The sequence below is a fragment of the Levilactobacillus yonginensis genome, from assembly GCF_003946265.1.
GTDB classification, from domain to species: domain Bacteria; phylum Bacillota; class Bacilli; order Lactobacillales; family Lactobacillaceae; genus Levilactobacillus; species Levilactobacillus yonginensis.
On the sequence record NZ_RHNO01000009.1, the window covers coordinates 36589 to 61549 of the forward strand.

Sequence of the window (24961 nt, forward strand, 5' to 3'; positions counted from 1 at the left end):
AGACTGAAGTCACTCCTGAGAGGGTGGCTTCTTTTTTTCAGTTTTTTAGTGAGGAAGGTTTGGTGGTTAAAGGGCGTCATGAGCAGGTTTTGGTGAGAGGCTGCTGGTTAGTTTGATTAACTGGGATGCTACTTTGATTGAAACTAAACGTGAAATCAGTGGGCATTTACCAAGCCGGTTTAATTGATCAATATTAGTATAGCTGGAGGTTGGCAGGGAGCGGGCGGGCTGTGTCGGTGCTGTAGGTCCGGGCGGGGTTGCCCGGGCCTACAGCACGGGACGAGCTCAGAGACCGCGCGAACTTGGCGGGGGCTTTGAGTCGAGCTGAAGGACCGCCCCTCAGGCCGAAAGCGGTCCCCACAGCCAGCCCACTCCCTGCCAACCGGAGGCGGCCATTGAGACCGACCAAGGTTCAAGGTTTAGTTAACAAACTACGTCTATTTGGATAAAAGGATTTCCGTTTAAGTCGTTAAGCACTTAAAGTTCAGTCGTATCAAAAAAGACTCACCTTAAGGAGTGAATGTTATGGAAGAAAAAAAGCAGGTAGCACTGGTTACTGGTGGTGGTCAAGGAATCGGGAAAGCCATCGCCATGCGACTGGTGCACGACGGGTTTGCGGTTATGCTGGCAGACTTGAACTTAGAGAATGCACACTTAGTGGAAGAAGAGATTGAAGCCGCTGGTGGTCGGGCGGGATCGATTCGGACCAACGTTGCGGACCGCGCAAGTGTCTTCAAGGCGGTTGACGCTGCTGTCGAAGAATTTGGTGACCTCAACGTGATGGTCAACAACGCTGGCCTCGGACCAACCACTCCCATAGACACGATTACCCCGGAACAATTTGATAAGGTCTACCGGGTCAATGCTGGTGGCGCTCTCTGGGGAATCCAGGCGGCCCACATCAAGTTTCGTGAGTTAGGTCATGGTGGCAAAATAATCTCCGCGTCTTCCCAAGCAGGTGTGGTGGGGAATCCTAACTTAGCCCTGTACAGTGGCACTAAATTTGCCATCAGAGGGATCACTCAGGTTGCCGCTCGGGACTTGGCGGCTGAGGGAATCACCGTCAACGCGTACGCACCGGGAATCGTTAGGACTCCAATGATGTTTGACATCGCCCATCAGGTCGGCGAGAATGCCGGTGAGAGCGATGAATGGGGGATGCAGACATTTGCCAAGGATATCGCGTTAGGCCGGCTAGAAGAGCCTGAGGACGTTGCTAACGTGGTCTCCTTCCTGGCTGGTCCCGACTCAAACTACATTACTGGCCAAACGATTGAAGTTGATGGTGGGATGCAATTCCATTAGCGCGCATTTTGTACAAATAAGGTCGGGACAACTATTTGTCCCGACCTTATTTGTACGATTAGACTAGTTACTGCTTAATCTTCACGACGTATTTTTTCAAGATCCACGCGGTGTGATGGTGGTTATCCTGTACTTTTAGATACGTGGCCTTCTTGCCATTAATTTTGATAGTTTCCTGTTTGGTGATCCGCCACTTAGTTTTAGCTGATTTGGCAGTCTTTCCCTTGCTGTGCTTGAGGTGAGCGTCCTTGAACCAGACTTTGTGACCCTTTAACCGGTAGATGTACTTGGTGTGGCGTTTCTTAGTAGCCGTAATTTTAACGGTCTTTTTCGCTTTCTTCGCTGGTTTGATGGTGTCGCCTTGCCCAGCTTCAGTGACGGTCGTAGTGGTAGAAGGTTTCGTTACTGGTGCGGGAGTTGCGGGTTTAGGTGTGCTAGGTGCTGGCGTGGTGGGGACGCTAGGATTGGGCTTAGCCGTGGTATAAGCCGAGCTGTAAGGCGTGTTCTTGCCGTCAGTTGAGACCAGGTAGCGGGCCTTCAGTTGTTCACGTTTGGCAACCGGGAAGTTCAGCTCGCGAGTCAGATAATTTGAAATGTTGGTGTAGTTTTGTGAGATGACCTGATAGTATTCATCGATCCAGCTCTGCTTAACGGCTTCTCGACCATAGTAAAAATTGGATAACATGAAGTCGTCGACGGTCGTTTGCTTGTCCATTCCCAGTGCGGAAAGGATGAGGACGGCTGCGATTCCCGTTCGGTCTTTCCCGGTGACACAGTGAAAAAGGGTGGCACCTTTATTGGTTAACAAACTGTTTAGAAATTGACGATAGCCCGTAATGGCGTAGTAGCCTAACTCAAGGCGCGAACCGTAGAAGTCACCATCACCTAGACCGTGGTTGGCTGCCGCTTGGGGCCCGAAGATTGAGAGATAGGTGATGGGTGCTCCAGGAATGGCGGCGTCGGGTGAACCAGCTACCTGGCCGGGCGTCCGAAAGTCCACGACGTTTTTTACGTTGTAGTCGTGACTGAGGACGGTGACGTCGTGGTCATCCAGCCTGTACAGCCGGTCCGACCGGATCAAAGCTTTGGGACGAATCTGCCATTTACCATCGGCAGTCTTGATGCCACCCATGTCACGGGTGTTCCTTGTCCCGCTGAGGACGACTCGGTGGTCGGGATTGGGCTTGGCGGGGATGACGTAGCTGGAACTGCTGGCAGAAGAATATTTAGCAGTGTTAGCCTTGGTTGTCGTTGGTGCAGTTGGGGCAGCCTGAGTTGCTGCGGACGCGGTTGGCGCGATAACACCGGCCAGCAGGAGTGACAGACAGAGCAGTTTAATTGATCGAGCAGTGACTGAGTGAGACATGGTAATTCCTCCCTAGGAAATAGTTTGTGATCCTTAACCATTTCTCACGTTATCAGATGAATGTCACGGTTCAATTAGGTTTCTGTACAGATGCTGTAAATCCGAACATAAATTTTGTTGTAATAAAAGTTTACTGGCCTAACGACTAAGAGAACATGGTACAATGGGGGCAACTTTTTGAAAATGTTGAGGGGTGACTAGATGATTGCAGAGTTTGAGGAGTACCTAGGGAAGATTGAAGATGAAGCGCATCAGGAACGGGTGCGTACCGTTTTAAATTGGGTCCAGGAGACCTTCCCGCAGCTAGAACAACGGTATGCGTGGAACCAGCCCATGTTTACGGACCACGGCACGTTTATTATTGGTTTCAGCGTAGCCAAGCCCCACATGGCATTTGCACCGGAAGGGCCAGTCATGGAAGCGTTCGCTGACCAGATCGCGGCGGCACATTACAATCCTGGCAAGAAATTTGGTCGGATTAAATGGACCCAAGACGTGGATTACGACCTATTAAAACAGATCATTGCCTTTAACATTGCGGACAAGGCGGACTGTACGACATTTTGGCGAAAATAATCTAGTATCTCCGGTGGCCAGAAGCGGGGCCTACCGTGGGGACGCTTCAGCCAAAGGGCGGGCTTCTCGCTCGATTTGAAGCCACGTAGAAACCCGTGTCTTTCAAGGCGCCCATGGCTGTCCCCAGCCCTGAGCACCTCCGGCTTAGATTGAATTAGCATCTTTTGTCGCGAGTTAAAGATTCGGATTTGCTATTATCTTTGGAACTAAAAATGGTAAAAATAAAGATTCCTCAACCGTAATAGGCTGAGGAATCTTTTTAGGTTGATCTTAAATTAGTTCGTTTAACAAAGTTGTCTGCCGCATATTGAGTTAGCAAACAAGATAGTGAACAGTTGAAGTCGAGCTTGGATAGTCGGAGGTTGGCGGGGGCTGGTCGCTGTGTCGGTGGCGTTAACTCGGTGATTTACCGAGTTAACGCCACGGGACGAGCTTTGAACCTCGGTGGTTTTCCGAGGTTTAAAGTCGAGCCGGAGGACCGCCCCTCAGGCCGCAGGCGATCCCCACAGCGACCAGCCCCCGCCAACCGGAGACAGACCACCTAGCTAGGAAAGCTTAGGCTGTTCAGCGTTCTTGGCAGCGGCGCGTTTGGCATCGATGGGTTCGCCCTGTTCGTTAGTCCGAACCACAAAGACATCAACCTTAGCCATGCGGCTGACGTAGGCCGTTACGGAACCTTCGACAACGCGGGCCATGGCGCTCAATCCGGTAGCACCCAGCATGATCAGATCATCATGGTGGTCTTGTACAAATTCATGAGAGATAACCGTTTTGGGATTGCCGAACCGCACGTGGATGTCCATATCCTTGAAGCCAGTGGCAGCACTGGTCGTTTCCACTAGTGAGTTCAGGTAGGACTGGGCGTCTTCAGCGAGTTCGTGGATGACACCACCGGGCATCGCCCCACTGGCGTAAAAACCATAGTGATTGATGCGTAAGACGTTCAGGAGGTCAATGTGCGCGTGATTTCTTTGCGCAACGTCCACGGCCTTTTTAAGCGCCAGTTCGGCTTGAACGGATCCATCAAGGGGAACCAGGATACGTGAGTAATTCTGTTCCATAATTAACCTTCTTTAATAGTAGTTTAGACGCGTCCCTTTAAGGTAATGGTGGCTGTATCCAGGACGTGGCCGTTGATTTGATGAAGAAAGTCGTTGAGCCAGAAGCCGTCTTCCAAGTCCAGCTTGGTGTTCAGCGCGTAGACCGTCAAGCTGTAGTCATGGTCCTTATCTGGGGGGAATGGTCCCGTGTAATTTTGAAAGATAGCGGGATCCGTATTGCCAACCAAGGAACCGGCATTGCTGTTGCGGCCGTGGACGTGAGGAATCGCGTTCGTCCGGGAAACGTCGGCCGTGATTTCACGGGTGGTTCCGGGAAAGTTGGCGGCTACCCAGTGAATCCAGGGGAAGCCACTGACTGGAACAGCATCGAAATCAATCAGGTTTAAGGCAATGGTGCTGGTTTTCTTAGGTAGTTTCGATAGACTAATGGGAAATGATTTGACGGGGTCACCGGCGTACACATCGTCGCCAGTGGCGTGCTTACTGTATTCATCGGCTAAATAGCCGTCTTCTGTTGGCACAAAAATTCGCATGAAATCCCTCCTATTGATGACGCTTAACTCCCTTCATTATACCGCAGGCAGCTGGCAAACTGTGAATATTCATGAATAATGTATAATTATCCGTATAAGAGGAATATATCTAATATAATTTCAAAAATAGCTTGATTTACGGAATTATTAGCGTATGATTAGAAACAATTAGTTCGCTACTCAGAAAGGATGATTCGTATGACCCCCCAAGCAAAGGTTGAAATTCTTCAGCATTTAATTCAGATTCCCTCAGTAAATGATCATGAGACTGACGTTGCCGACTACATTGCCAGTTTGTTTGCACCATATCCGCAAGCCAAGATTGAAAAAGTGCCGTTTGCTCAGAACCGAGATAATCTAGTGGTAACGATTGGTAATCCAACCGGACCTCAGCTAGGACTGTGTGGGCACATGGACGTGGTGTCGGCCGGGGATGAATCGGCCTGGAGCCACGCGCCATTTGCTGGCGAAGTGGTCGGCGACCAACTCTTTGGTCGGGGTGCTTCTGATATGAAGAGTGGTCTGGCAGCCATCGTCATCACTTTGCTGGAGTTTTTGGAACAGGGCGTTCAACTCAAGGGGAGCGTCCGGTTGATGGGGACCGTCGGCGAGGAGACCGGGGAATACGGTGCGGCAAAGCTCACGGATGAAGGGTACGCAGATCATTTGGCGGGTTTGGTTATTGCGGAGCCTAGTGGCTTGGGCAACGTGGTCTACACGGCGCGGGGAGTCATTGACTATAAGGTCGTGTCTACGGGCAAGGCTAGTCACAGTGCGCGGCCAGAAAAAGGCGTCAATGCGATTGATAATTTGATGAAATTTTATAACGCGGTGGGACCGATTATGGCGAAACACACCAAAACTGATCCCGTTTTGGGTGGTCTCTTGCACAACGTTGATTTAATTTCTGGTGGTGAACAAATCAACTCGATCCCGGCTCACGCGGAACTGATGGCCAACATGCGGACGATTCCTGCTTACCCTAACCAGGTGATTTACGATGAGCTGGAAGCATTGATTGCTAAATTAAATGAAGAACCTGATGTAGATTTGGCGCTGAGTTACAGTTATCCTGAAGAAGCAATCCCAGGTGATCCCCACGCCCCATTGGTACAGTTAGCCAAGCAAATTAGCGATGAGGTCTGTGGGCACGATACGCAGATCGTGGGTTCTGGTGGCGCCAACGATGGGGCCGAGTTCTTGCGGGCTAAGGCAGACTTTACCAGCATTGAAATTGGCCCGGGGAGTAACACCTCACATCAAGTTGATGAATACATTTCCGTTAAGGAATTCTTACAGGCTGTTGAGGTCTACGAGGCATTGGTCCCAGCGTTCTTTGAGGAGACGTTGAAGGCAGCGGTGGACTAGTTGTGTGGTGAGTAGTTGGCAGTTGACTAGGAACTGCCGGTACTGAAGTGAATGTAGTGTAGTAATAGGGCTGAGAGGTGATCTCGGCCCTTTTTGATGTAAAGATTAATTATGTATTGTAATCGTGGGAGTAGATTGAATGTAAGGTTAAGTAGCCAAATTGATGGATCCTCACTATTATTTGATGAGCGCAATCACAAAATTAATTGGAGAAAACCAGTGTAGCCAGAGGTTGGCGGGGTGGGTGCCAGCCGTGAAAGTAGTCTTAGCTGAGTGAGCTCAGCTAAGACTACGGGACGAGCTTGAAAACTCGATGAACTTTCGAGGTTTCAAGTCGAGCCTAAAGACCGCACTGTGGCTTTAGGCGGTCCCCACAGCGGGCACCCATCCCGCCAACCGGAGGCCGCGATAGGTATCTAATTATTAAGATTGCGAATAGAAGCTAGCAAACTAATTAAGCTTGCATCAAATTTCTGGTAATTTTGACCGATTTGATTATATTTAAAAGTAATTGGGTAAGGGGGCAGTAAGTCTGATGGCGAAACGAACACAACGTGGATTAGTTATTTATCATACTGGCGTGACGCTGCTAACGCTTTGGTCGGTGATCAATGTGAGTCTGATGATTCTGCGACTGGGAAGCCATGCGGTTGAATTGACGATTGCTAACAGTTTATTAGTGGTGTTTGCCATTGATTATTTCGTCCGGTTAGTTGTGACGAAGAACCGTAAAATTTTTCTCATTCAGTCGGCCTTTGACTTGCTGGGGATTATTCCGCTGCACCCCGTCTTTGCTTTCTTTCGACTAGGTCGGTTGGTCCGACTGATTCGGTTTCACCACCTTTTTTGGCGGTTAGGGATTGCGGGCAAATGGACGAAGACCTACCATCGGTTCATCTATAAAACGGGATTTATCTATTTATTTTCAATCAGTGTGGCTATCATTGTTCTGAGTGCCTTTCTCTTCTCGCTGGCTGAGAAACAAAGTCTGGCCGATTCACTTTGGTGGGCGATTACGACAGCCACGACCGTGGGATATGGGGATGAGACACCTCATACGGCAGTGGGCAAGATTGTCGCCAGTTTCCTGATGTTCGGGGGGGTTGGCTTCATTGGGTTGTTGACCAGTACCATCATGGACTTCTTTACTAGTCGGACCACACAATTAGCCACTGACCACGAAGCCCAGCAGCAGGCTGACTTGGTGAAATTATTGACGAAAATCGACACCCTCACCGCGAAGGTCGATCAGCTCCAAGATAAGATTACTTCCTTAGAAAAAACGACGAAAAAAAACACGCCCTCCCATTAGGAAGTGGCGTGTCACCGTGATTAATGAACAAATTGTAAATTGTAATTTCCTTGACCATCAGAGGTGATGGTATAGGTGCTGTAACCTTCTTGAAGCCATTGGTTCTTGGAGGCCTGGGCCCAGTTCTGGGCATCAGCGACCGACGAAAAAGTGTGGGTCGTGCCAAACGAAGTTGGGTTGTGACTGCTGTTCTTGTTAGGCGCACTAGATGTGCTGTTAGCAGAACTCTTCTTCGTTTGTGCCTGATCCAGTAGTTTTTGCTCGCGGGTCTGAACAGCGTTGTTCGACTCATTGTTAATAATATTCTGTAATTTTTGTTTTTGCGTAACGGTAAGGCCACTGTCATCGTATTGACTGTAGCGCTTCTTGAAGCTCTCAAAGGCGGACTGCTCCGAAACAGAAGAGGAACGAGCCGCAACGGAAGCACTAACACTGGATGAGCTACCAGTGCTGGCACCAGAAGGGTTGTTGTGGTGGTTAATGGCTAGGACCAGCAAAATGGCAATAGCCAGCGTTAATAACGTCATGATCCATGGCCACCAGCGACGCGGCTTCCTTGGCCGTTTGCGAGTGGGCTGATCTGACCCCTGGTTAAAGTTATACCGTTGTACGCGTGATTTTGGTTCTTGGTTGTTCAACTGAAAAACCTCCATGTCCAGAACGGTGTGAAAAAACAAGCTTGCCGTCGAGACGACAAACTACCACACCCTTCATAATACCGCAAAACACCGCCAGAACAAAATTTTCCTGCTGATTTCGGAGATTTCTTAACCTTTCTTACCGCGAAATCAGTCAACCTATTGTATGATAGGAGTGGAACTAAGTCTGAAAGGTGGTTTTTATTTTGCATAATGATATTCCTGCATTACCGTTAAATAATGGCAACCGGATTCCCCAACTCGGTTTAGGGGTCTTCCAAGTCGATAACGCTGAAGATACCAAGAACGCGATTAAGTGGGCTTTGGCAGCTGGATACCGTCACATTGATACAGCCGCATACTACGGCAACGAACAGTGGGTCGGCGAAGCTATTCGTGAGAGTGGCCTCAAGCGTGAGGACATCTTTGTGACCTCTAAGCTGTGGAACAGCGAACGTGGTTATGATGAGACGAAGGCGGCCTTCCAAGCAACGTTGGACCGTTTAGGATTGGATTACCTGGATATGTTTTTGATTCATTGGCCAGCTCCTGGTTACGTTGACTGCTGGAAAGCAATGGAAGACCTTTACAAGGAAGGTAAGATCAAGAACATTGGGGTTTCCAACTTCAATCAGAAGCAGATGGATGAGATTTTGGAAGCAGGGACGGTTAAACCAGTCGTTGACCAGATTGAAACGCACCCATACTTCCAACAAGACGAGATGCACGCTTACCTTGAAAGCAAGGGTATCTTGCATGAAGCCTGGAGTCCACTTGGCGGCGGGAACAACAACGCCTTGAGCGACCCAGTGATTAATGAATTAGCCGCTGCGCATGACGTTAGTGCTGCCCAAATCATTTTACGTTGGCACGTTCAACGCGAAGAAATTGTAATTCCAAAGTCCATTCATGAGGCTCGGGTTCAACAGAACCGCGATATCTTTGCCTTTGGGTTGGATCAAGATGAAATGCGGGCCATTGCGAACCTCGACGCCGGCAAACGAGTGGGTCCAGACCCAGACGATGCCGCCTGGTTAAAGAAGTCACAGACCTACAGTAGCCGCAAGTAATTAGCGGTACGGTGGAATGTCTTTGGCCGTTGCCTGGGGTGCCAATTGATCGGTCAATGTGTTCACGACCGTAATAGGTATCCGGGCAAATGGACTGAAGAAGTGGGGATGATCCGGGTCAGGAACGTCCTGGGTCTCCTTAAGTTTAGGGACTAATGCGACTAGGTCTTCCTTGTGAAGATCTAGTTTTTTTGCGTAATATACGACTTCCCGGTAACTGAAGTTTTTAAAATAGAAGTAGTAGCAGAGTCCAGCTACCACAAAATACCAGAAAATCGTCCATTCTAGCCCAATTGTACTGGGGTTGAGGAACCCGATGAAGATTGCGGCCACGACAAAGATGAGATAAAGCCCGATGGAAAGAGCGGCCCAACGCTGTTTATGCGTCAAATGTAGCACCTCGTTCTGTTTAGATTTGTGCTCCTAGTGTACGTGGTTTGGTTGGGGAAATTCAAGCAATTTCGTTAAATCTTCCCCGAAAGTTTAGACATTAACCCCCAGTCGTGTATAATAACACGGTATTATCTAGTTTGGGCGTAATATACGCCTTACCGGGCGGCCCTCACGGCTGAAGTTAGCTTAGACCAGATAACTGGGTTGACGTCGATGTTAGCCGAGAGGGCGAGAAAAATAGGCTCAGCCGTGGCACTGCCTTAGCGCGGCGATTTTCCGTGGTTAGGCAGAACCGAGTTTCGAGACCGCTCTTTGTCTCGAAATCGCGTTCACAGCGTTCCAGCCTATTTTTCTCGCCTGGCAAGGCGGCCAACCCAAGAAACCAACCAAAATCAAGAACAATGATGAAGTCAATCGCGAAGAAATGAGAGGTAGACAAAGTGAGTTTAAGTTTTGAAACGATTCAGCCGGCCGACTACGAACAGGTCGACCAGATCGTCAAGAGTGCCTTCGCTGCTAGTGAAGAAAGCGACGGCGATGAGGTACCTCTGATACACCGATTGCGAGCAACGTACGACTATCAACCTAGTTTAGAAGTGGTCGCTAAGACCGATTTAACGACGGTGGTCGGCCATGGGTTACTGACCCCCGTAACTATCCGAGGAAGTCGGCATAACACGACCATCGTGGCCTTAGCACCCCTGGCTGTGGCACCTGATCAACAGGGACAGGCTATCGGGAGTCAATTGCTGAGTGAATTAGAGACCCGGGCACGACTGGCTGGATTTACGGCGGTCAGCGTGGTGGGGGATATGAACTTCTACGGGGGTCGCGGTTACGTGATGGCCGAAGATTTTTCAATTCATAATTCACTACCAGTACCGATGGGGAGTAACTTGATCAAACCACTGACGGCTGGGGCTTTAGCTCACGTTGGTGGGATGATCGAATACCCAGCCTCATTTAAATAAAATTTAGATTAGAGGTTGACGGGGTTTTCTCATCGTGCTATTATCAAATCAATCAAATAACGAACGCTAATTTCCATTACCAAGTAGCGTGTCATCTGTGTGTCAGAAAGTCGGTGGTTGCTGCGAACCGATCAGGGTGATTACGACGAAATACAGTGGAATGTCCTGGTACGCCAGGCGGACAATTACTAGAGCCGTTACCATCTAGAGAGTGGAGTTGCTGGGTCTAGAACCAGTGGCTCAAGTTGGGTGGTACCACGGTTTAAGTCTAATCGTCCCTGTTGCATAGTTGCAGCGGGGACGATTTTTTTGTACATAACTTGGCGAAGATAAGATATAAAGAGGAGCGATTTGATATGAAAGAAGAACAACCAAAGACAAATTGGCGGCCAGTACATTTTGGCGAAGCCATTACCATTTTATTAGCAATGTTAGTCATTATGGGATTTGGGGTTATCAAGTTTGGGTTATCACCAATGACCCCCGTGTTATTGGTGATCGCGTTAGTCATTCTGTGGGCCAAGCTTCGTGGCGCCGAATGGGATGACATTCACAGCGGCATTATTGAAGGAATTAAAACTGGTATTATTCCCATTTTCATCTTTATTTTAATCGGGGCGTTGATCAGTGTTTGGATCGCCGCTGGAATTATTCCTTCCATGATGGTCTTCGGGTTTCATTTAATTTCTGCACAGTGGTTCGTTCCTTCCGTATTCCTAGTTTGTGCTATTATCGGAACGTCCATTGGGAGTGCCTTCACCATCATCTCAACTATCGGAATTGCGCTCTTCGGAATGGGGACCACAATGGGCTTCAACCCAGCTTTAGTTGCTGGGGCCATCATCTCCGGTGCTATCTTTGGTGATAAGACGTCACCACTTTCTGACTCAACTAACCTGGCATCGGCCATCGCTGAATCTGAATTATTTGCTCACATTAAGAATCTGATGTGGTCCACGATTCCCGCTTTCTTAGTTTCCTTAGTTCTGTACTTCATCTTGGGGACTGGTGCCTCTGATACCAATGCTTTAGGTAAAATCAATACGACGTTGGCTACGTTAAACGGCCACTTTAGTATTACTTGGTGGGCAGCTTTACCATTAGTTGTTATGCTGGTTTGTGCTTGGCGGAAAGTTCCCGCAATCGCAACGTTGTTGATCAACATTGGGTTGGCCATTGTCATGATTTTCATTGAAAAGCCTTCAACGTCTCTGAGCAGTATCGCGACCATGATTGAATCTGGTTTTGTTTCTAAGACTGGTAACGCTAGTGTAGATGCTTTGCTGACACGTGGTGGGATCAGTGCCATGATGGCCACCGTTTCCTTGATTATCCTGACGTTGACCTTAGGCGGCTTGTTGATGAAGTTCAACATCATCCAAACGGCGATGGTACCGTTGGCTAAGCGCCTGAAGAGTTCCGGCTCATTGGTTACAGCTGCTATCCTGTCAGGGATTGGCGTGAACATCTTCGTTGGTGAACAGTACTTATCCGTTATCTTACCTGGGAAGGCCTTCAAACAAACCTTCAACGACCGTGGCTTAGACAACTTGGCCTTGAGCCGGGTCCTTGAAGATGGTGGGACCGTTATCAACTACCTGGTTCCATGGGGGGTTGCTGCCGTGTTCGCTGCCAACACGTTAGGCGTCTCTACGTTGGCATACCTGCCATTCTGCTTCTTCAGTCTCTTATCGCCAATCTTCTCCATCCTCAGTGGTTTCACTGGTGTTGGGTTGAAGCGCCTGCCTTCTAGTGACGACAGTAGTGCTACGGCGGCAACGATGGCTGCTGATGGCCGTTAATCAATAATTTTGTAAAAAAAGCCAACACCCTAGAGGTGTTGGCTTTTTTTTGTGTAAATGTAGTCTGCGGCGTTAAGATTCAACGTAATTTCCCGGTGCTGTGGCAATTCTAAATACAATAGATTCAAGTTGCGGTCACATTTGGTAATCTGCACGGGGACGTCCAACGGCAGCGCAACTTCTTGGAGGTAATCGACTAAATCGGCGGTTTCTAAGTAACTTTGACAAATTACTTGTTGACCAGTAACGACGTCGCTAAGGCGGGTGACATGGGTGTCATCCAGAACGCGACAGGGCTCCAGAACGCCACCAAAGGGGCTACGTTCTGGTAGGCCGAGATAAGAATTGAGGGCGGTGGCCGTTTCCGGTGTTAACGTGTCCGCCATGGCCCAGGCCTGAGCGGGGACTTGCGATAAAGGCAACTTCAATTGTTGCGTTAAGAAAACCTCGCAAAGCCGGTAGTTATGTAGTAGTTGGCAGGCAAGGCGACGCCCCCGGTCGGTGAGGGTTACTCCAGTGTAGCGGCGGCGGTCGACCAATTCGTCACGTTGTAGTAGCCGCGTGGTTTCTGTCACGGTAGCTGGTGAAACATTGGCGAAGTGACGAATCTGTTTGTTGCTGACTCGTGGCCGAGCATAACTGCACTCAGCAATGATTTTTAAATATGAATGACGTTGGTGTTGCATCTAATCAACTCCCCAGTAAGATCAGAAAATGTTAATCTCCCCTAAAAAATGTTTTTTCCATCTAAAAGTTTACCTGTAAGTGGCGAACGTTGCAAGTTATCTTTTTCTAACCGCAATTTTGGTGACTAATTGTGCGTACTTTTAGAAAGCAAATGCCGTGGATTGGGCATTCTTTCACTGATTTAAAATTATTTTTACATAAATTTCCGGATGATGTCGTCAATGAAATGATGACTGGACTAGCAATGATGAAAGCGCTTAAAATGCTAAAATAAAAATTAACTTGAGCGTATTAAAGAGTTAAGTGTCCCTAAAAAAGTGTTTGATTTAACAAAACATTGGGTTACAATGGGCCTTGTAGGAAATAGAAGGGGGTCTTCGTTTTGAGTGATACACCAAAGAAGCACAAACTCATTGAGTACGCCAACGGGCGCTCACTTGAAGAGATTAACGGTACGGTTAAAGTACCCAAGGGGAAAGGGTTCTGGAAAACATTATTTATGTATTCGGGGCCTGGTGCGTTAGTTGCGGTTGGTTACATGGATCCAGGTAACTGGTCAACGTCCATTACTGGTGGACAAAATTTCCAATATCTATTAATGTCGATTATCTTGATCTCAAGTTTGATCGCGATGTTGTTGCAATACATGGCGGCTAAACTTGGTATCGTGAGTCAGATGGATTTGGCCCAAGCTATTCGGGCACGGACGAGCAAGTCCTTGGGAATTGTTTTATGGATCATGACTGAATTTGCGATTATGGCCACGGATATTGCGGAAGTTATTGGGGCAGCAATTGCCCTGTATCTGCTCTTCCACATTCCGTTGATTGTTGCGGTATTTATTACGGTATTAGATGTTTTGCTATTATTACTGCTGACTAAAATTGGCTTCCGGAAAATTGAAGCCATCGTGGTTTGTCTGATCCTGGTTATCTTAGTGGTCTTCGCCTATGAAGTGGCGCTGTCTAATCCCGATTGGGGTGGCGTTATTGGCGGTTTAGTACCAAGTGCTAAGACGATTTCTTCTACACCACAGGTTGGTGGCCAAACCCCAATCAGTGGGGCCTTAGGAATTATTGGGGCCACGGTCATGCCACATAATCTTTACCTGCATTCAGCAATTTCTCAAACACGGGAAATTGACCACAATGATGAAGAAGATGTTGCACGTACAGTTAAGTTCACCAGCTGGGATTCCAACATTCAGTTGACCTTGGCCTTCTTCGTTAACGCTTTATTGTTGGTCATGGGAGTTGCTGTGTTCAAGAGTGGTTCCGTGAAGGACCCATCGTTCTTTGGTCTGTTCCAAGCCTTATCTGATACGAGCACCATGAGTAACGGTGTATTGGCTGGCGTAGCTAAAACAGGAATTCTCTCGACGCTGTTTGCCGTTGCCTTACTGGCTTCTGGGCAAAACTCAACTATCACAGGGACTTTGACGGGTCAAGTTATCATGGAAGGTTTCGTTCACATGCGGATGCCACTGTGGTTACGGCGGTTAGTCACCCGATTGATTTCAGTGATTCCAGTTCTGATCTGTGTGATGTTAACGAGTGGTAAGAGTGCGATTGCCGAACACGAAGCCTTGAACGATTTAATGAATAACTCGCAAGTCTTTCTGGCGTTTGCGCTACCGTTCTCTATGCTGCCGTTGTTGTTAATGACAGATAGTAAGCTGGAAATGGGTAAGCGGTTCAAGAACACCCTGTGGGTTAAGATACTGGGGTGGATTTCAGTGTTAGCACTGACTTACCTGAACCTGATTAATATGCCAGCGTCCATTCAAGGATTTTATGGGGATGCGATTACGGCTAGTCAAAAAGTTTTTGCGAATGATTTGGCCTATGTCTTGGATGCTGCAATTGTTGCCATGTTGATCTGGACGGTTCTTGAATTACATCGTGGTAGTAAGCGGGTTGCCGCTCAGCTCCGTGCTGAACAGGATGCAACCGCGAAAGAGGAGGCCTAACCAATGGCAACGACTTTTAAACGAATTTTAGTTGGGGTCGATGACTCGGCGGACGCCTTATTAGCCTTTGATTACGCGATTCACCAGGCAAAGAAGGATGATGCTGAACTCGTCATTGTCTCCGTGTTGGAGAATGATGAAATGAACGTGTACCAGGCACTGGACAGTGACTACATCCATGGGGAACGGGATGCACTGAAGGAACACGTTAAAACGTATCAACAACAGGCTGAAGAGGCAGGCGTTACCAAGGTTAAGGTGATCATCGCTGAGGGGGAACCCGGTGAAACAATTGTGAAGAATGTGATTCCTCACGTTGAGCCGGATTTACTAGTGATTGGATCGATTGCCAAGAAAGGGGTTAGCCGGCATTTTGGGAGCCAGGCAGCCTACATGGCCAAGTACGCCAAGATTTCGGTCATGGTAGTCCGTTAAACATTACGAAAGTAAAATAACTTATCCGAAGTCGGTCAAGCTGGAAGTCCAGTCTGGCCGGCTTTTTGCAATCGATTGTTTGGTGGCCACAAGAAACTTTTTAAATGGGAGGGCAAACGGTACTTTTCGTGAGCGACTAGCCTTACACTTGCCGTGGCTCAGGTAAGTTGGGTCGTTAGGGGGAGTGATTGGATGGACAAGGAAAAGAAACACAAACTGATTGAGTATGCCAACGGACGGTCATTGGAAGAAATCAATGGCACGGTCAAGGTTCCCAAAGACCTGGGATTTTGGAAAACGCTGTTTGCATATTCCGGACCTGGTGCGTTGGTTGCCGTGGGGTATATGGATCCTGGGAACTGGTCGACTTCCATTACTGGTGGCCAAAACTTTCAATATTTATTGATGTCTGTCATCTTGATGTCAAGTTTGATTGCGATGCTCTTGCAGTACATGGCGGCTAAACTTGGCATCGTGAGTCAGATGGATTTGGCCCAAGCCATTCGGGCTCGGACCAGTAAATCATTGGGCGTGGTCCTGTGGTTACTCACGGAGTTAGCTATTATGGCGACGGATATTGCCGAGGTCATTGGGGCGGCAATCGCGTTGTACCTACTCTTCCACATTCCATTAGTCATTGCCGTCTTTATCACGGTGTTTGATGTCCTGTTGCTCTTGCTATTAACGAAGGTGGGATTCCGCAAGATTGAAGCAATTGTTGTTTGTTTGATCATGGTGATTCTGTTCGTCTTCGTTTATCAGGTTGCGCTGTCCAAACCGGATTGGTTAGGGGTAGTTAAGGGATTGATTCCGACGACGAAAACTTTCTCTACGGGCACGCAGGTCAGTGGGATGACCCCGTTAAATGGGGCATTAGGCATCATTGGTGCGACCGTCATGCCACATAACTTATACTTGCACTCTGCCATTTCTCAAACGCGGTCGATTGACCATAATGATGAGGATGATGTGGCGCGGACGGTTAAGTTTGCGGGGCTGGATTCCAACATTCAGTTGACCTTTGCCTTCTTCGTCAACGCCTTACTCCTAATCATGGGGGTAGCGGTTTTCAAGACCGGTGCGGTCAAGGATCCCTCGTTCTTCGGGCTGTTCCACGCGTTGTCAGATACTAGCACCATGAGCAACGGGTTATTGAGTAGTGTTGCGCGGACCGGCGTTTTATCTACGCTATTTGCGGTGGCGCTGTTAGCCTCTGGGCAAAATTCCACAATTACCGGGACGTTATCTGGGCAAGTTATTATGGAAGGCTTCGTGCACATGCGGATGCCACTGTGGTTGCGGCGGTTAGTGACCCGGTTGTTGTCCGTGATTCCCGTTTTGATCTGTGTCATGTTGACTAGCGGGAAGAGCGACATCGCTGAACACGAAGCCCTCAACGATCTAATGAATAACTCACAAGTCTTTCTGGCGTTTGCGTTGCCATTCTCGATGTTACCATTGCTGATGATGACGGATAGCAAGTTAGAGATGGGAGAACGGTTCAAGAATTCTTGGTGGTTAAAGATTCTTGGCTGGTTCTCCGTAATCAGTCTGACCTTTTTGAACATGGAAGGCTTGCCGGGCCAGGTCCAGGGCTTCTTTGGGAGCAATGTGACGGGCGATAAACTGATACTTGCCAATGGCATTGCTTACGTATTAATTTTTGCAGTGTTGGCGTTGTTAACGTGGACGGTAGTCGATTTGCACCGCGGTAATCGGCGGCTGGCGGCAGCTAAAGCTAAAGATTCAGAGTAGGGGGAAGGATACATGCCAACAACTTTCAAAAGAATTTTAGTTGGGGTGGATGATTCGGCGGACGCCTTACTAGCATTTGATTACGCGATTCATCAGGCAGTTCGGGATGAGGCGGAGTTAGTGATTGTGTCTGTCCTAGAAAATGAAACGATGAGTGTCTATCAAGTTTTGGATAATGACTACATTCATGGCGAATATGATGAATTGAAGGCGCACATTCAACGTTACCAGCAACAGGCTCGTGATGCTGGGGTTAAGCATGTGCGTATGATGATTGCGGAGGGCGAGCCCGGTGAAACAATCGTTAAGGATGTGATTCCCCAGGTACAACCAGATATTTTGGTGGTGGGGTCGATTGCTAAGAAGGGTGTCAGTCGGCACTTTGGCAGTCAGGCGGCTTACATGGCCAAATATGCGCCGGTTTCGGTATTAGTTGTCCGGTAGCCTTATTATAGAAAAAACACGCCGATAAAATCAGATCACCTGATTTTATCGGCGTGTTTTTGTTTAATTAATAACTATCGCCATTCAAGATGGAACTCTTAACGATGACGTAGTCGACTGTTCGAATATCTAAGAGATTACGACCACCTGCATATGAAATAGAGGATTGCAGGTCTTCTTCCATGGCGTTGAGCGTGTTCGCAATGTCACCACGGAATGGGACCAACATTTGCTTACCTTCGACGTTGCGGTAAGCACCCTTTTGCTTTTCAGAGGCGGAACCCCAGTATTGCTTGAAGGTCCGACCGTCGATAGTCAGCAAGCTACCAGGAGATTGTTCGTGACCGGCCAGCATTGAACCGATCATGACCATGCTAGCGCCGAAGCGAACTGATTTTGCAATATCACCGTTGTACCGGATACCACCGTCGGCAATGATTGGCTTGCGGGCAGCTTTGGCACATAACCGCAGGGCTGCCAATTGCCAGCCACCAGTTCCAAAGCCAGTCTTGAGCTTTGTGATGCAGGCCTTACCAGGACCGATACCAACTTTAGTGGCGTCGGCACCAGCATTTTCCAGTTCACGGACAGCTTCAGGAGTTCCAACGTTACCGGCAATAACAAAGCTGTCTGGCAAGTGCGTTTTGATTTGCTTGATCATGCGAATCACCGCGTCACTATGGCCGTGTGCAATGTCGATGGTAATGTATTCCGGCACCAGGTCAGCGGCAGCCAGCTCTTCAATAAAAGCTTGTTCATCGGGTTTAACCCCAACACTAATGGATGCAAAGAGTGATTTTTCATGCATCCGTTCGATAAATCCGCGCCGTTCTTCAGGTTGGAATCGGTGCATCACGTAAAAGTAATCGTGTTGCGCCAGCCAAATTGCTAACGGTTCATTGATCACCGTTTCCATGTTAGCCGGTACGACCGGAATTTTAAACCGGTGGGGGCCAAATTCAATGCTGGTATCAGCTTCACTACGGCTTTCAATGATACATTTATTGGGAATTAATTGGATGTCTTCGTAATCAAATACTTCAGCAGGATGCATGTGGGTCACTCCTTGTACTTAGTTAGGTTAGGCGTTCCAGACGTCTTGTAAGATGTTGGTTTGTTCCCGGTCAGGACCGACGGAGAGAGTAGCCAGGTCAACGCCGACTAATTCGGCTAAGCGCTTCACGTAGTTTTGCGCGTTAACGGGCAGTTCTTCAACGGAATGACAGTGGGTGATGTCTTCCGTCCAGCCAGGGAATTCTTCATAGATTGGTTGGCAAGCGTCCAGGTCGACCAAACTAGTTGGATAGTGGTAGATGGTTTCGCCGTTTAATTCGTAGGCGGTACAGAGCTTCAGGGTCTTTAACCCGGTTAAGACGTCTAAACAGTTCAATGAAAGACTAGTTAAGCCGGAAACCCGCTTGGCGTGGCGAAGGACGACACTATCGAACCAGCCGATTCGGCGAGGCCGTTTCGTAACAGTTCCATATTCGTGACCAACTTCGCGAATCGTATCACCAATTTCATCAAATAATTCCGTTGGGAATGGTCCGTCACCAACTCGGGATGTGTAAGCCTTGCAAACACCGACAACGTGGTCGATTTTGGTAGGGCCAACACCGGAACCGATAGTAACGCCACCAGCAACTGGGTTGGATGACGTGACGAATGGGTAAGTTCCGTGGTCGATATCAAGCATGACCCCTTGAGCACCTTCAAAGAGGACGTTCTTACCGGCGTCGATGGCATCGTTGATGACAACGGAGGTGTCGGTGACGTGGTCTTTGATTTGTTGCCCTAAAGCGTAGTATTTATTGAAGACTTCGTCAAAGTCTAAAGGTTCTTCATCATATAATTTGGTTAAAACATTGTTCTTTTCGATTAAGTTTTGGCGCAGTTTGTCAGCAAAGATATCGTGGTCCAATAAGTCGGCCACCCGAATACCAATTCGTTCAGCCTTGTCCATGTAGGCAGGACCGATACCCTTGTTTGTTGTCCCAATTTTGTTTTCCTTGGCCTTTTCTTGCGCCTGATCTAACAGGATGTGGTAAGGCAAGATAACGTGGGCGCGGTTAGAGATTCGTAAATTATCGGTTGCGACGCCATGTTCGTTAAGGTAGGCCAGTTCTTCAATTAAAGATTCTGGATTTAAGACGACACCGTTACCAATCACACTGGTCTTGTCGGCGTAGAAGATCCCTGAAGGAATCAAGCGTAACTTGAACGTCTGACCATTGAAGACGATGGTATGACCGGCATTGTCACCACCTTGGTAGCGGGCAATGACATCAGCCTTCTCACTCAGAAAATCCGTGATCTTTCCTTTACCTTCATCGCCCCATTGACTACCAACTACTACTGTTGATGACATTGCAAACACCTCATCGTTATTATTTGCTAGGCCGAACGCCCAGCAGAAATAAGTGTATCAAGTTCGGATGAGAAAAGCAAGCTAAAAACGAACAATTATTTATTTATGATAGGTTAAAGTTCTTTTAATTAAGGGAAACAACTAATTACATAAAGATACAAAGGTGGAATAACTAGCTAAAATGGGATATTCTATGATATGATTGTCTGTGGAGAAAAGAACGAATAAAGTCTTTAATGTTCGGGTTTTACCTGAATTCACAGGAGGAAAACACTATGTTAGAGCGCTATACCCGACCAGAGATGGGCAAAATCTGGTCCCTTGAGAATCAGTACCAGTCCTGGTTAGCTGTTGAAATTGCCATTGACGAAGCTTGGGCGCAGTTAGGAGAAGTCCCGGTTGCGGATGCTCAAAAAATCCGGGATAATGCCAAATTTGACGTTGACCGTATTGCTGAGATCGAAGCCGTGACCCACCATGATATTGTGGCCTTCACACGTAACGTTTCTGAATCCTTAGGCGCTGAACGCAAATGGATTCACTTTGGTGTGACGAGTACTGACGTGGTCGACACAGCTCAGGGTTACCGACTGAAGCAAGCTAATGCAGTCTTACGTCAGGACCTGGTTGCCATCATCGCGACGTTAAAGCGATTGGCTCTTCAGTATAAAGAAACGGTCATGATTGGCCGGACACATGGTATTCAAGCGGAACCTACGACATTTGGGTTAAAGTTAGCTCGGTTCTACGCTGAAATGCAACGAAACTTAGACCGGTTTGACCGGGTCGCTGCGGCCGTTGAGACTGGGAAAATTAGTGGCGCCGTTGGGACGTTTGCCAACGTGCCACCAGAAGTCGAGGCGTTTGTTTGTGATCAGTTAGGTATCAGTGCGCAGCCAGTGGCTAGTCAGGTGTTGCCACGAGACCTACATGCCGATTACATTGCCACGTTGGCTTTGATTGGGACCGGTGTTGAAAATATTGCTACGGAGATTCGGAGTTTGCAGCGTTCAGAAATCCATGAGGTAGAAGAGCATTTCAACCCTGGTCAGAAGGGGTCTAGTGCCATGCCACATAAGCGCAATCCGATTGGCTCAGAGAACGTTACGGGATTGGCGCGAGTGCTCCGTGGTACGATGGTCACTGCGTACGAAGATGTTAGCCTTTGGCACGAACGAGATATTTCTCACTCATCCGCTGAACGAATGATTTTACCGGAAAGTACGACGTTGTTGGATTACATGCTGCATCGGATGAACAGTATTCTCACCAACCTAGATGTTTTTCCAGAAACCATGAAAGCTAATATGGGACGGACCTATGGGTTGATCTACAGTCAACGGTTGTTGCTTAAACTGATTGAATCGGGACTGAGTCGTGAAGCCGCGTATGATTTGGTTCAGCCGTTAACGGCTCAGGCGTGGGATGAACAAAAGCAATTCCGGCCATTAGTTGAAGCCAAGACGGAAATTACTGATCGGTTGACTTCTGAACAGATTGCCGATGCTTTTGACTATCACTACCATTTACGCCGCGTTGATTTCATCTTTCAACGACTGGGATTAATGGCTTAGAGACATTTCTTTTTTTGAACCGTAGCACAAAAAAATCGCACCGTTCTTAGGGAAGAACGGTGCGATTTCTTTTCATGAGGAGTGCGTTCACATAAGGGGGGTGCGAACGCAATTTAGAGGAGTTGGTTAGGCTTGAGGGAACCTAACCAGGGAATGATTCTCTTAGGGGGAGAGAATCTAAAAGGGGATTGGATATAGATTTTGATTAGTAATAGTTATTGGCTAATTACTATAGTTATTACTATACCCGGAGATTGTGAATAGAAAAGGTCAAAAGCCGTGACGACTTTTCGATAAATTGGTAAAGAAAAAATAAAGTATGAAGATTTGACGACTAAGACCGAAATGCCGTTAAGTTAGGCTTAAGGTTACTTAATTAGTTGAAGTAAGTTTGCAAAAATTCTTCAACATGTTGCTGATAACGGGTCGGATTAATCCAGAAGCTTTCGGCGTGTGAAGCATTTTTCACAATCCAAAGCTGCTTAGGTGCGTGCGTTGCCGCATAATTTTCGTAGGCCATACCAACTGGCACGTAGACGTCTTTTTCGCCATGAATGAAGAGAATGGGCCGTTTGTTCTTTTTCAGCTGTTCAGTAGCAGTCACATCGCCGAGATAGTAGCCTAATCGGCGCTTGGAAATGGTGCTGACCAGCGGTTCGATTGGATACTTGGGAAGGTGGAACTGCCGTTTTAACAGGTAGGTCAATTCAGCCTCAATGCTGGAGTAGCCACAGTCAGCGATAATCGCTTTGACTTGTGGGGGCAGACTTTCACCGGCTAACATTTCCATGGTTGCGCCACCCATGCTGACACCAAACATAAGAATTTTCACGTCGGCGTTGGATCGGTCGATGACCTGTTGAATCCATTGGAGGTAATCCAGTCGATCCAGCCAGCCGAAACTAATATATCTGCCGGCACTTTCACCGTGGCCCCGGTCATCCGGTAAGAGAACGTTAAAGCCTAAGCGGTGGTACATTTGGGCAAAGTTTGCCATCGTTTCACCATTACCCTTATAACCGTGGGAAATGATGACGGTCTTGTCGCTGGGTGTTTCGGCGGGAATATATTCTGCGACCATCCGGTTTTGTGGGTCGTGTTCGTGGAGGTACCATTTTTCCTTGTTGACGTGCTTGAACCAGTCGACGTAGGCGTAGTAAGCGTCAGCGTATTTTTGTTTATCAGCTGAAGTTTCGGGAACGTAGTTGACCCGCTTAAAGGCAAAGTTGAATAAGCGTTCACTGGCAATCAATGAGGTGGCCGCAATCCCAAGTAAGGGTAGGGTCCAGGTCAGTGTTTTTTTCTTCATCGTTAATCAGGTCCTTTCGAATTATTGTTAAAAAACCAGACTACCCGCTAACACGGTTAGTCTGGTTCGGACTAGGCGTCCAAATAAAGTTGTTTTAAATTAGTTAAGTCGCTGTGTGATAGGCCCAAGACGTCCTTTAGGTAGTCTTGGGTGCCACCGTACTGCGTATTGATAATCTTGTTGGCAGCGTCAAAGTAATCATTGCTAACGGAGTACAGTGCTCGAATATTCGAGGCAAAGGCTTCACCATAGCCCTTCTTTAGGGCATCTGCAGTGACCAATTTAATGTGTTCAGCTGAAGTTTCATTCGTCATTAGATAATCTTGGCGAATCGTCTGGGGGTCAACGCCCAACGCACTCAGCACAAAGAAGGCGCCCATCCCGGTACGGTCTTTACCAGCTGTACAGTGGAACAGTACGGACTGTTGTTCATCCTCGTTAGCTAGTAACGTCGCAAAGAAGTCGTGGTAGGCACTCTGCGCGGAATCTAAAGTCACCATTTGGCGGTAGACGTCGACCATATGATTGTGACCAGCTTGGCCATCACTAGAAAAGCGCTTCTGCAAATCAGCCTCGCTGGCCGAAGCATCTGTCTGGTCATCCGCTGGGAAAACCGGCAGAAAATGGTACGTGACGCCAGCTGGTACGCGGTCTGGCGACTGGGCCTGTTCGTCTTTGGAACGGAAGTCGACGTCGGCCACGACACCGTAATTACTTAGCATTTGTTGATCCTCCGGGGTGAGCTCAGCCAACCCAGCGGTCCGCAACAACTTGTGCCACTTGACCGTGTGCCCGTCAATCGTCCGGTAGCCGCCAAGCTCCCGGAAATTCCGACCGCCAGTCACATTTAAAATTCGTTGGTTGTCTGTCATTCGTTTTACCACCCTTTCAGTCATCAGTTGTTACCCTTTCTATTTTACCGGTTTTCCAGAAAATTACCTAGCAATTGGTTTTAGGAGGGGCGTTTTCGCGAAAAAGGCTGTATACTGTCAATTAAGAGTGAGAATTGTAGAAGGCAAAAGATAGGGTGATAGTCGTGAGTTTGCGTGGGAAATGGTTACTTTTCAAGACCCAGCATAGTCAACTTAAGCAACAGATCCAGCAAGCATTTTTACAGCCTAGTCGGCAAAACCGGGCCGTGGTCCCCGAAAAGTTCCCAGCCAATATGGTGACCAAGGAACGCGAGGTCTTCGGTGGGCGGTTGTTGACCGTGGCTTCGGGTGCGCCATTACCACAACACGTGTTGCTATTTCACGGTGGGGCGTACACCATGCAGGGAATCGACAGTCACCGTAAATTAATGGAAACGTTGGTCGATCAAGCTAACCTCAGAATCACGTATGTGGATTATCCGTTGGTTCCGGAGGCAACTGTGGACGATACGCTGGTGTTTGCGATGAATAGTTATAGCTATTTGCGCGCTCAGTATCCCGATGACCAATTCTTCTTAATGGGTGATTCTGCCGGTGGTGGTTTGGCGCTGTCGCTGTTACAACAGTTGAAGGAACACCAAGAACCGCTTCCTGCCGGGACCATTTTGATTTCGCCGTGGACGGACTTGAGTATGATGAATCCAGATTTGAAGACCGCTGCTAAACACGATCCATATCTAACGTTAGCCACGTTAAAGAAAATTGGGTTTGCGTACGCTGGTGATCATCCAGTGACGGATCCCCTAGTGAGTCCCATCTATGGGAATTTTGATAATTTAGGACCGATTCAGTTGTTCTTTGGGGCTAATGAGCTATTGGTCGCCGATGATGAACGGCTGCTCCAAAAGCTTGAAGCGGCTGAGGGAACGCCCATCAAGGCTCGCCGGCTGAAGTCGATGCTTCACGATTATATTCTGTGGAATAAATTACCAGAATCCAAACGAACGCTGAAGGAAGTTAAGCAGTTTATTTTAACGGGAGACTTGGATTAAGCGGGTTTGCCAGGACCATTTGTCTTGGGACCAATTTCGATATGTAAATACACAGAAACTGGTAGACCGTGTCCTGGGACACGGCCTTTTTGTGCGAATAT

At 48.0% G+C, this 24961-nt stretch carries 23 protein-coding genes; 13 read left to right on the forward strand and 10 right to left on the reverse strand.

Annotated features, from left to right (window positions below; translation table 11 throughout):
- The first annotated feature begins 525 nt into the window (after positions 1–525).
- A complete protein-coding gene (locus EKM87_RS06210) occupies positions 526–1305 on the forward strand; it encodes a (S)-acetoin forming diacetyl reductase (protein WP_125682947.1) in 780 nt (259 codons plus the stop codon).
- Positions 1306–1372: 67 nt separating this feature from the next.
- Here EKM87_RS06210 and EKM87_RS06215 read toward each other — a convergent pair whose 3' ends face one another.
- Entirely contained in the window at positions 1373–2671 is a 1299-nt protein-coding gene (locus EKM87_RS06215) for a tyrosine-protein phosphatase (protein ID WP_125682949.1), read from the reverse strand.
- Positions 2672–2872: 201 nt separating this feature from the next.
- Here EKM87_RS06215 and EKM87_RS06220 point away from each other — a divergent pair, with 201 nt between their 5' ends.
- Positions 2873–3247 carry an iron chaperone gene (locus EKM87_RS06220; protein WP_125682951.1) on the forward strand — a complete coding sequence of 125 codons (375 nt, stop codon included), beginning with the start codon at positions 2873–2875 and terminating at the stop codon, positions 3245–3247.
- A 545-nt stretch (positions 3248–3792) separates the two neighbouring features.
- Here the strand turns inward: EKM87_RS06220 and EKM87_RS06225 are convergent.
- Positions 3793–4308 carry a universal stress protein gene (locus EKM87_RS06225; RefSeq protein WP_164506447.1) on the reverse strand — a complete coding sequence of 172 codons (516 nt, stop codon included), beginning with the start codon at positions 4306–4308 and terminating at the stop codon, positions 3793–3795.
- A gap of 23 nt (positions 4309–4331) precedes the next feature.
- On the reverse strand, positions 4332–4841 hold the full coding sequence (locus tag EKM87_RS06230) for a YbhB/YbcL family Raf kinase inhibitor-like protein (protein ID WP_125682955.1): 510 nt from the start codon (positions 4839–4841) through the stop codon (positions 4332–4334).
- Between the two features lie 198 nt (positions 4842–5039).
- On the opposite strand from EKM87_RS06230, the gene EKM87_RS06235 reads away from it, so the two are divergent.
- Both EKM87_RS06235 and EKM87_RS06240 read left to right on the forward strand, forming a co-directional pair.
- Entirely contained in the window at positions 5040–6209 is a 1170-nt protein-coding gene (locus EKM87_RS06235; protein ID WP_125682957.1) for an ArgE/DapE family deacylase, read from the forward strand.
- A 535-nt stretch (positions 6210–6744) separates the two neighbouring features.
- Positions 6745–7521 carry a potassium channel family protein gene (locus EKM87_RS06240; RefSeq protein WP_125682959.1) on the forward strand — a complete coding sequence of 259 codons (777 nt, stop codon included), beginning with the start codon at positions 6745–6747 and terminating at the stop codon, positions 7519–7521.
- Positions 7522–7541: 20 nt separating this feature from the next.
- Here the strand turns inward: EKM87_RS06240 and EKM87_RS06245 are convergent, their stop codons facing one another.
- Entirely contained in the window at positions 7542–8048 is a 507-nt protein-coding gene (locus EKM87_RS06245) for a hypothetical protein (protein ID WP_225428407.1), read from the reverse strand.
- 317 nt (positions 8049–8365) lie between these two features.
- Here EKM87_RS06245 and EKM87_RS06250 point away from each other — a divergent pair, with 317 nt between their 5' ends.
- The gene (locus tag EKM87_RS06250; protein WP_125682963.1) at positions 8366–9229 is read left to right on the forward strand and encodes an aldo/keto reductase; all 864 of its coding nucleotides are present in this window, start codon (positions 8366–8368) and stop codon (positions 9227–9229) included.
- On the opposite strand, the gene EKM87_RS06255 is transcribed toward EKM87_RS06250, so the two are convergent.
- Positions 9230–9619 carry a hypothetical protein gene (locus EKM87_RS06255; protein ID WP_125682965.1) on the reverse strand — a complete coding sequence of 130 codons (390 nt, stop codon included), beginning with the start codon at positions 9617–9619 and terminating at the stop codon, positions 9230–9232. It lies immediately after the preceding gene.
- 443 nt (positions 9620–10062) lie between these two features.
- On the opposite strand from EKM87_RS06255, the gene EKM87_RS06260 reads away from it, so the two are divergent.
- Together EKM87_RS06260 and nhaC are read left to right on the forward strand one after the other, a co-directional pair.
- Entirely contained in the window at positions 10063–10593 is a 531-nt protein-coding gene (locus EKM87_RS06260; RefSeq protein WP_125682967.1) for a GNAT family N-acetyltransferase, read from the forward strand.
- 356 nt (positions 10594–10949) lie between these two features.
- Positions 10950–12395 (forward strand): Na+/H+ antiporter NhaC, encoded by a 1446-nt coding sequence (gene nhaC / locus EKM87_RS06265; protein ID WP_125682969.1) that lies wholly within the window; start codon positions 10950–10952, stop codon positions 12393–12395.
- A gap of 29 nt (positions 12396–12424) precedes the next feature.
- Here the strand turns inward: nhaC and EKM87_RS06270 are convergent, their stop codons facing one another.
- Positions 12425–13081 (reverse strand): metal-dependent transcriptional regulator, encoded by a 657-nt coding sequence (locus EKM87_RS06270; RefSeq protein ID WP_125682972.1) that lies wholly within the window; start codon positions 13079–13081, stop codon positions 12425–12427.
- Between the two features lie 383 nt (positions 13082–13464).
- Between EKM87_RS06270 and EKM87_RS06275 the strand changes: the two genes are divergently transcribed.
- From EKM87_RS06275 to EKM87_RS06290, 4 genes are all read left to right on the forward strand, one after another.
- Complete coding sequence (locus tag EKM87_RS06275) at positions 13465–15051, forward strand: Nramp family divalent metal transporter (RefSeq protein WP_125682974.1); 1587 nt, start codon at positions 13465–13467, stop codon at positions 15049–15051.
- A 3-nt stretch (positions 15052–15054) separates the two neighbouring features.
- Complete coding sequence (locus EKM87_RS06280) at positions 15055–15486, forward strand: universal stress protein (protein ID WP_125682976.1); 432 nt, start codon at positions 15055–15057, stop codon at positions 15484–15486.
- 192 nt (positions 15487–15678) lie between these two features.
- The gene (locus EKM87_RS06285) at positions 15679–17241 is read left to right on the forward strand and encodes an Nramp family divalent metal transporter (RefSeq protein WP_125682978.1); all 1563 of its coding nucleotides are present in this window, start codon (positions 15679–15681) and stop codon (positions 17239–17241) included.
- A 12-nt stretch (positions 17242–17253) separates the two neighbouring features.
- Positions 17254–17685: a universal stress protein gene (locus EKM87_RS06290; protein ID WP_125682980.1), complete on the forward strand. Its 432-nt coding sequence runs from the start codon at positions 17254–17256 to the stop codon at positions 17683–17685.
- A gap of 67 nt (positions 17686–17752) precedes the next feature.
- Here EKM87_RS06290 and EKM87_RS06295 read toward each other — a convergent pair whose 3' ends face one another.
- Both EKM87_RS06295 and EKM87_RS06300 read right to left on the reverse strand, forming a co-directional pair.
- Positions 17753–18739: a GMP reductase gene (locus EKM87_RS06295; RefSeq protein WP_125682982.1), complete on the reverse strand. Its 987-nt coding sequence runs from the start codon at positions 18737–18739 to the stop codon at positions 17753–17755.
- Between the two features lie 27 nt (positions 18740–18766).
- On the reverse strand, positions 18767–20053 hold the full coding sequence (locus EKM87_RS06300) for an adenylosuccinate synthase (RefSeq protein ID WP_125682984.1): 1287 nt from the start codon (positions 20051–20053) through the stop codon (positions 18767–18769).
- 275 nt (positions 20054–20328) lie between these two features.
- Between EKM87_RS06300 and purB the strand changes: the two genes are divergently transcribed.
- On the forward strand, positions 20329–21627 hold the full coding sequence (gene purB / locus EKM87_RS06305; protein WP_125682986.1) for an adenylosuccinate lyase: 1299 nt from the start codon (positions 20329–20331) through the stop codon (positions 21625–21627).
- A 376-nt stretch (positions 21628–22003) separates the two neighbouring features.
- On the opposite strand, the gene EKM87_RS06310 is transcribed toward purB, so the two are convergent.
- Both EKM87_RS06310 and EKM87_RS06315 read right to left on the reverse strand, forming a co-directional pair.
- Positions 22004–22936: an alpha/beta hydrolase gene (locus EKM87_RS06310; protein WP_125682988.1), complete on the reverse strand. Its 933-nt coding sequence runs from the start codon at positions 22934–22936 to the stop codon at positions 22004–22006.
- 71 nt (positions 22937–23007) lie between these two features.
- A complete protein-coding gene (locus tag EKM87_RS06315) occupies positions 23008–23808 on the reverse strand; it encodes a tyrosine-protein phosphatase (protein ID WP_125682990.1) in 801 nt (266 codons plus the stop codon).
- A gap of 164 nt (positions 23809–23972) precedes the next feature.
- Here EKM87_RS06315 and EKM87_RS06320 point away from each other — a divergent pair, with 164 nt between their 5' ends.
- Complete coding sequence (locus tag EKM87_RS06320) at positions 23973–24860, forward strand: alpha/beta hydrolase fold domain-containing protein (protein ID WP_125682992.1); 888 nt, start codon at positions 23973–23975, stop codon at positions 24858–24860.
- Positions 24861–24961 lie beyond the last annotated feature (101 nt).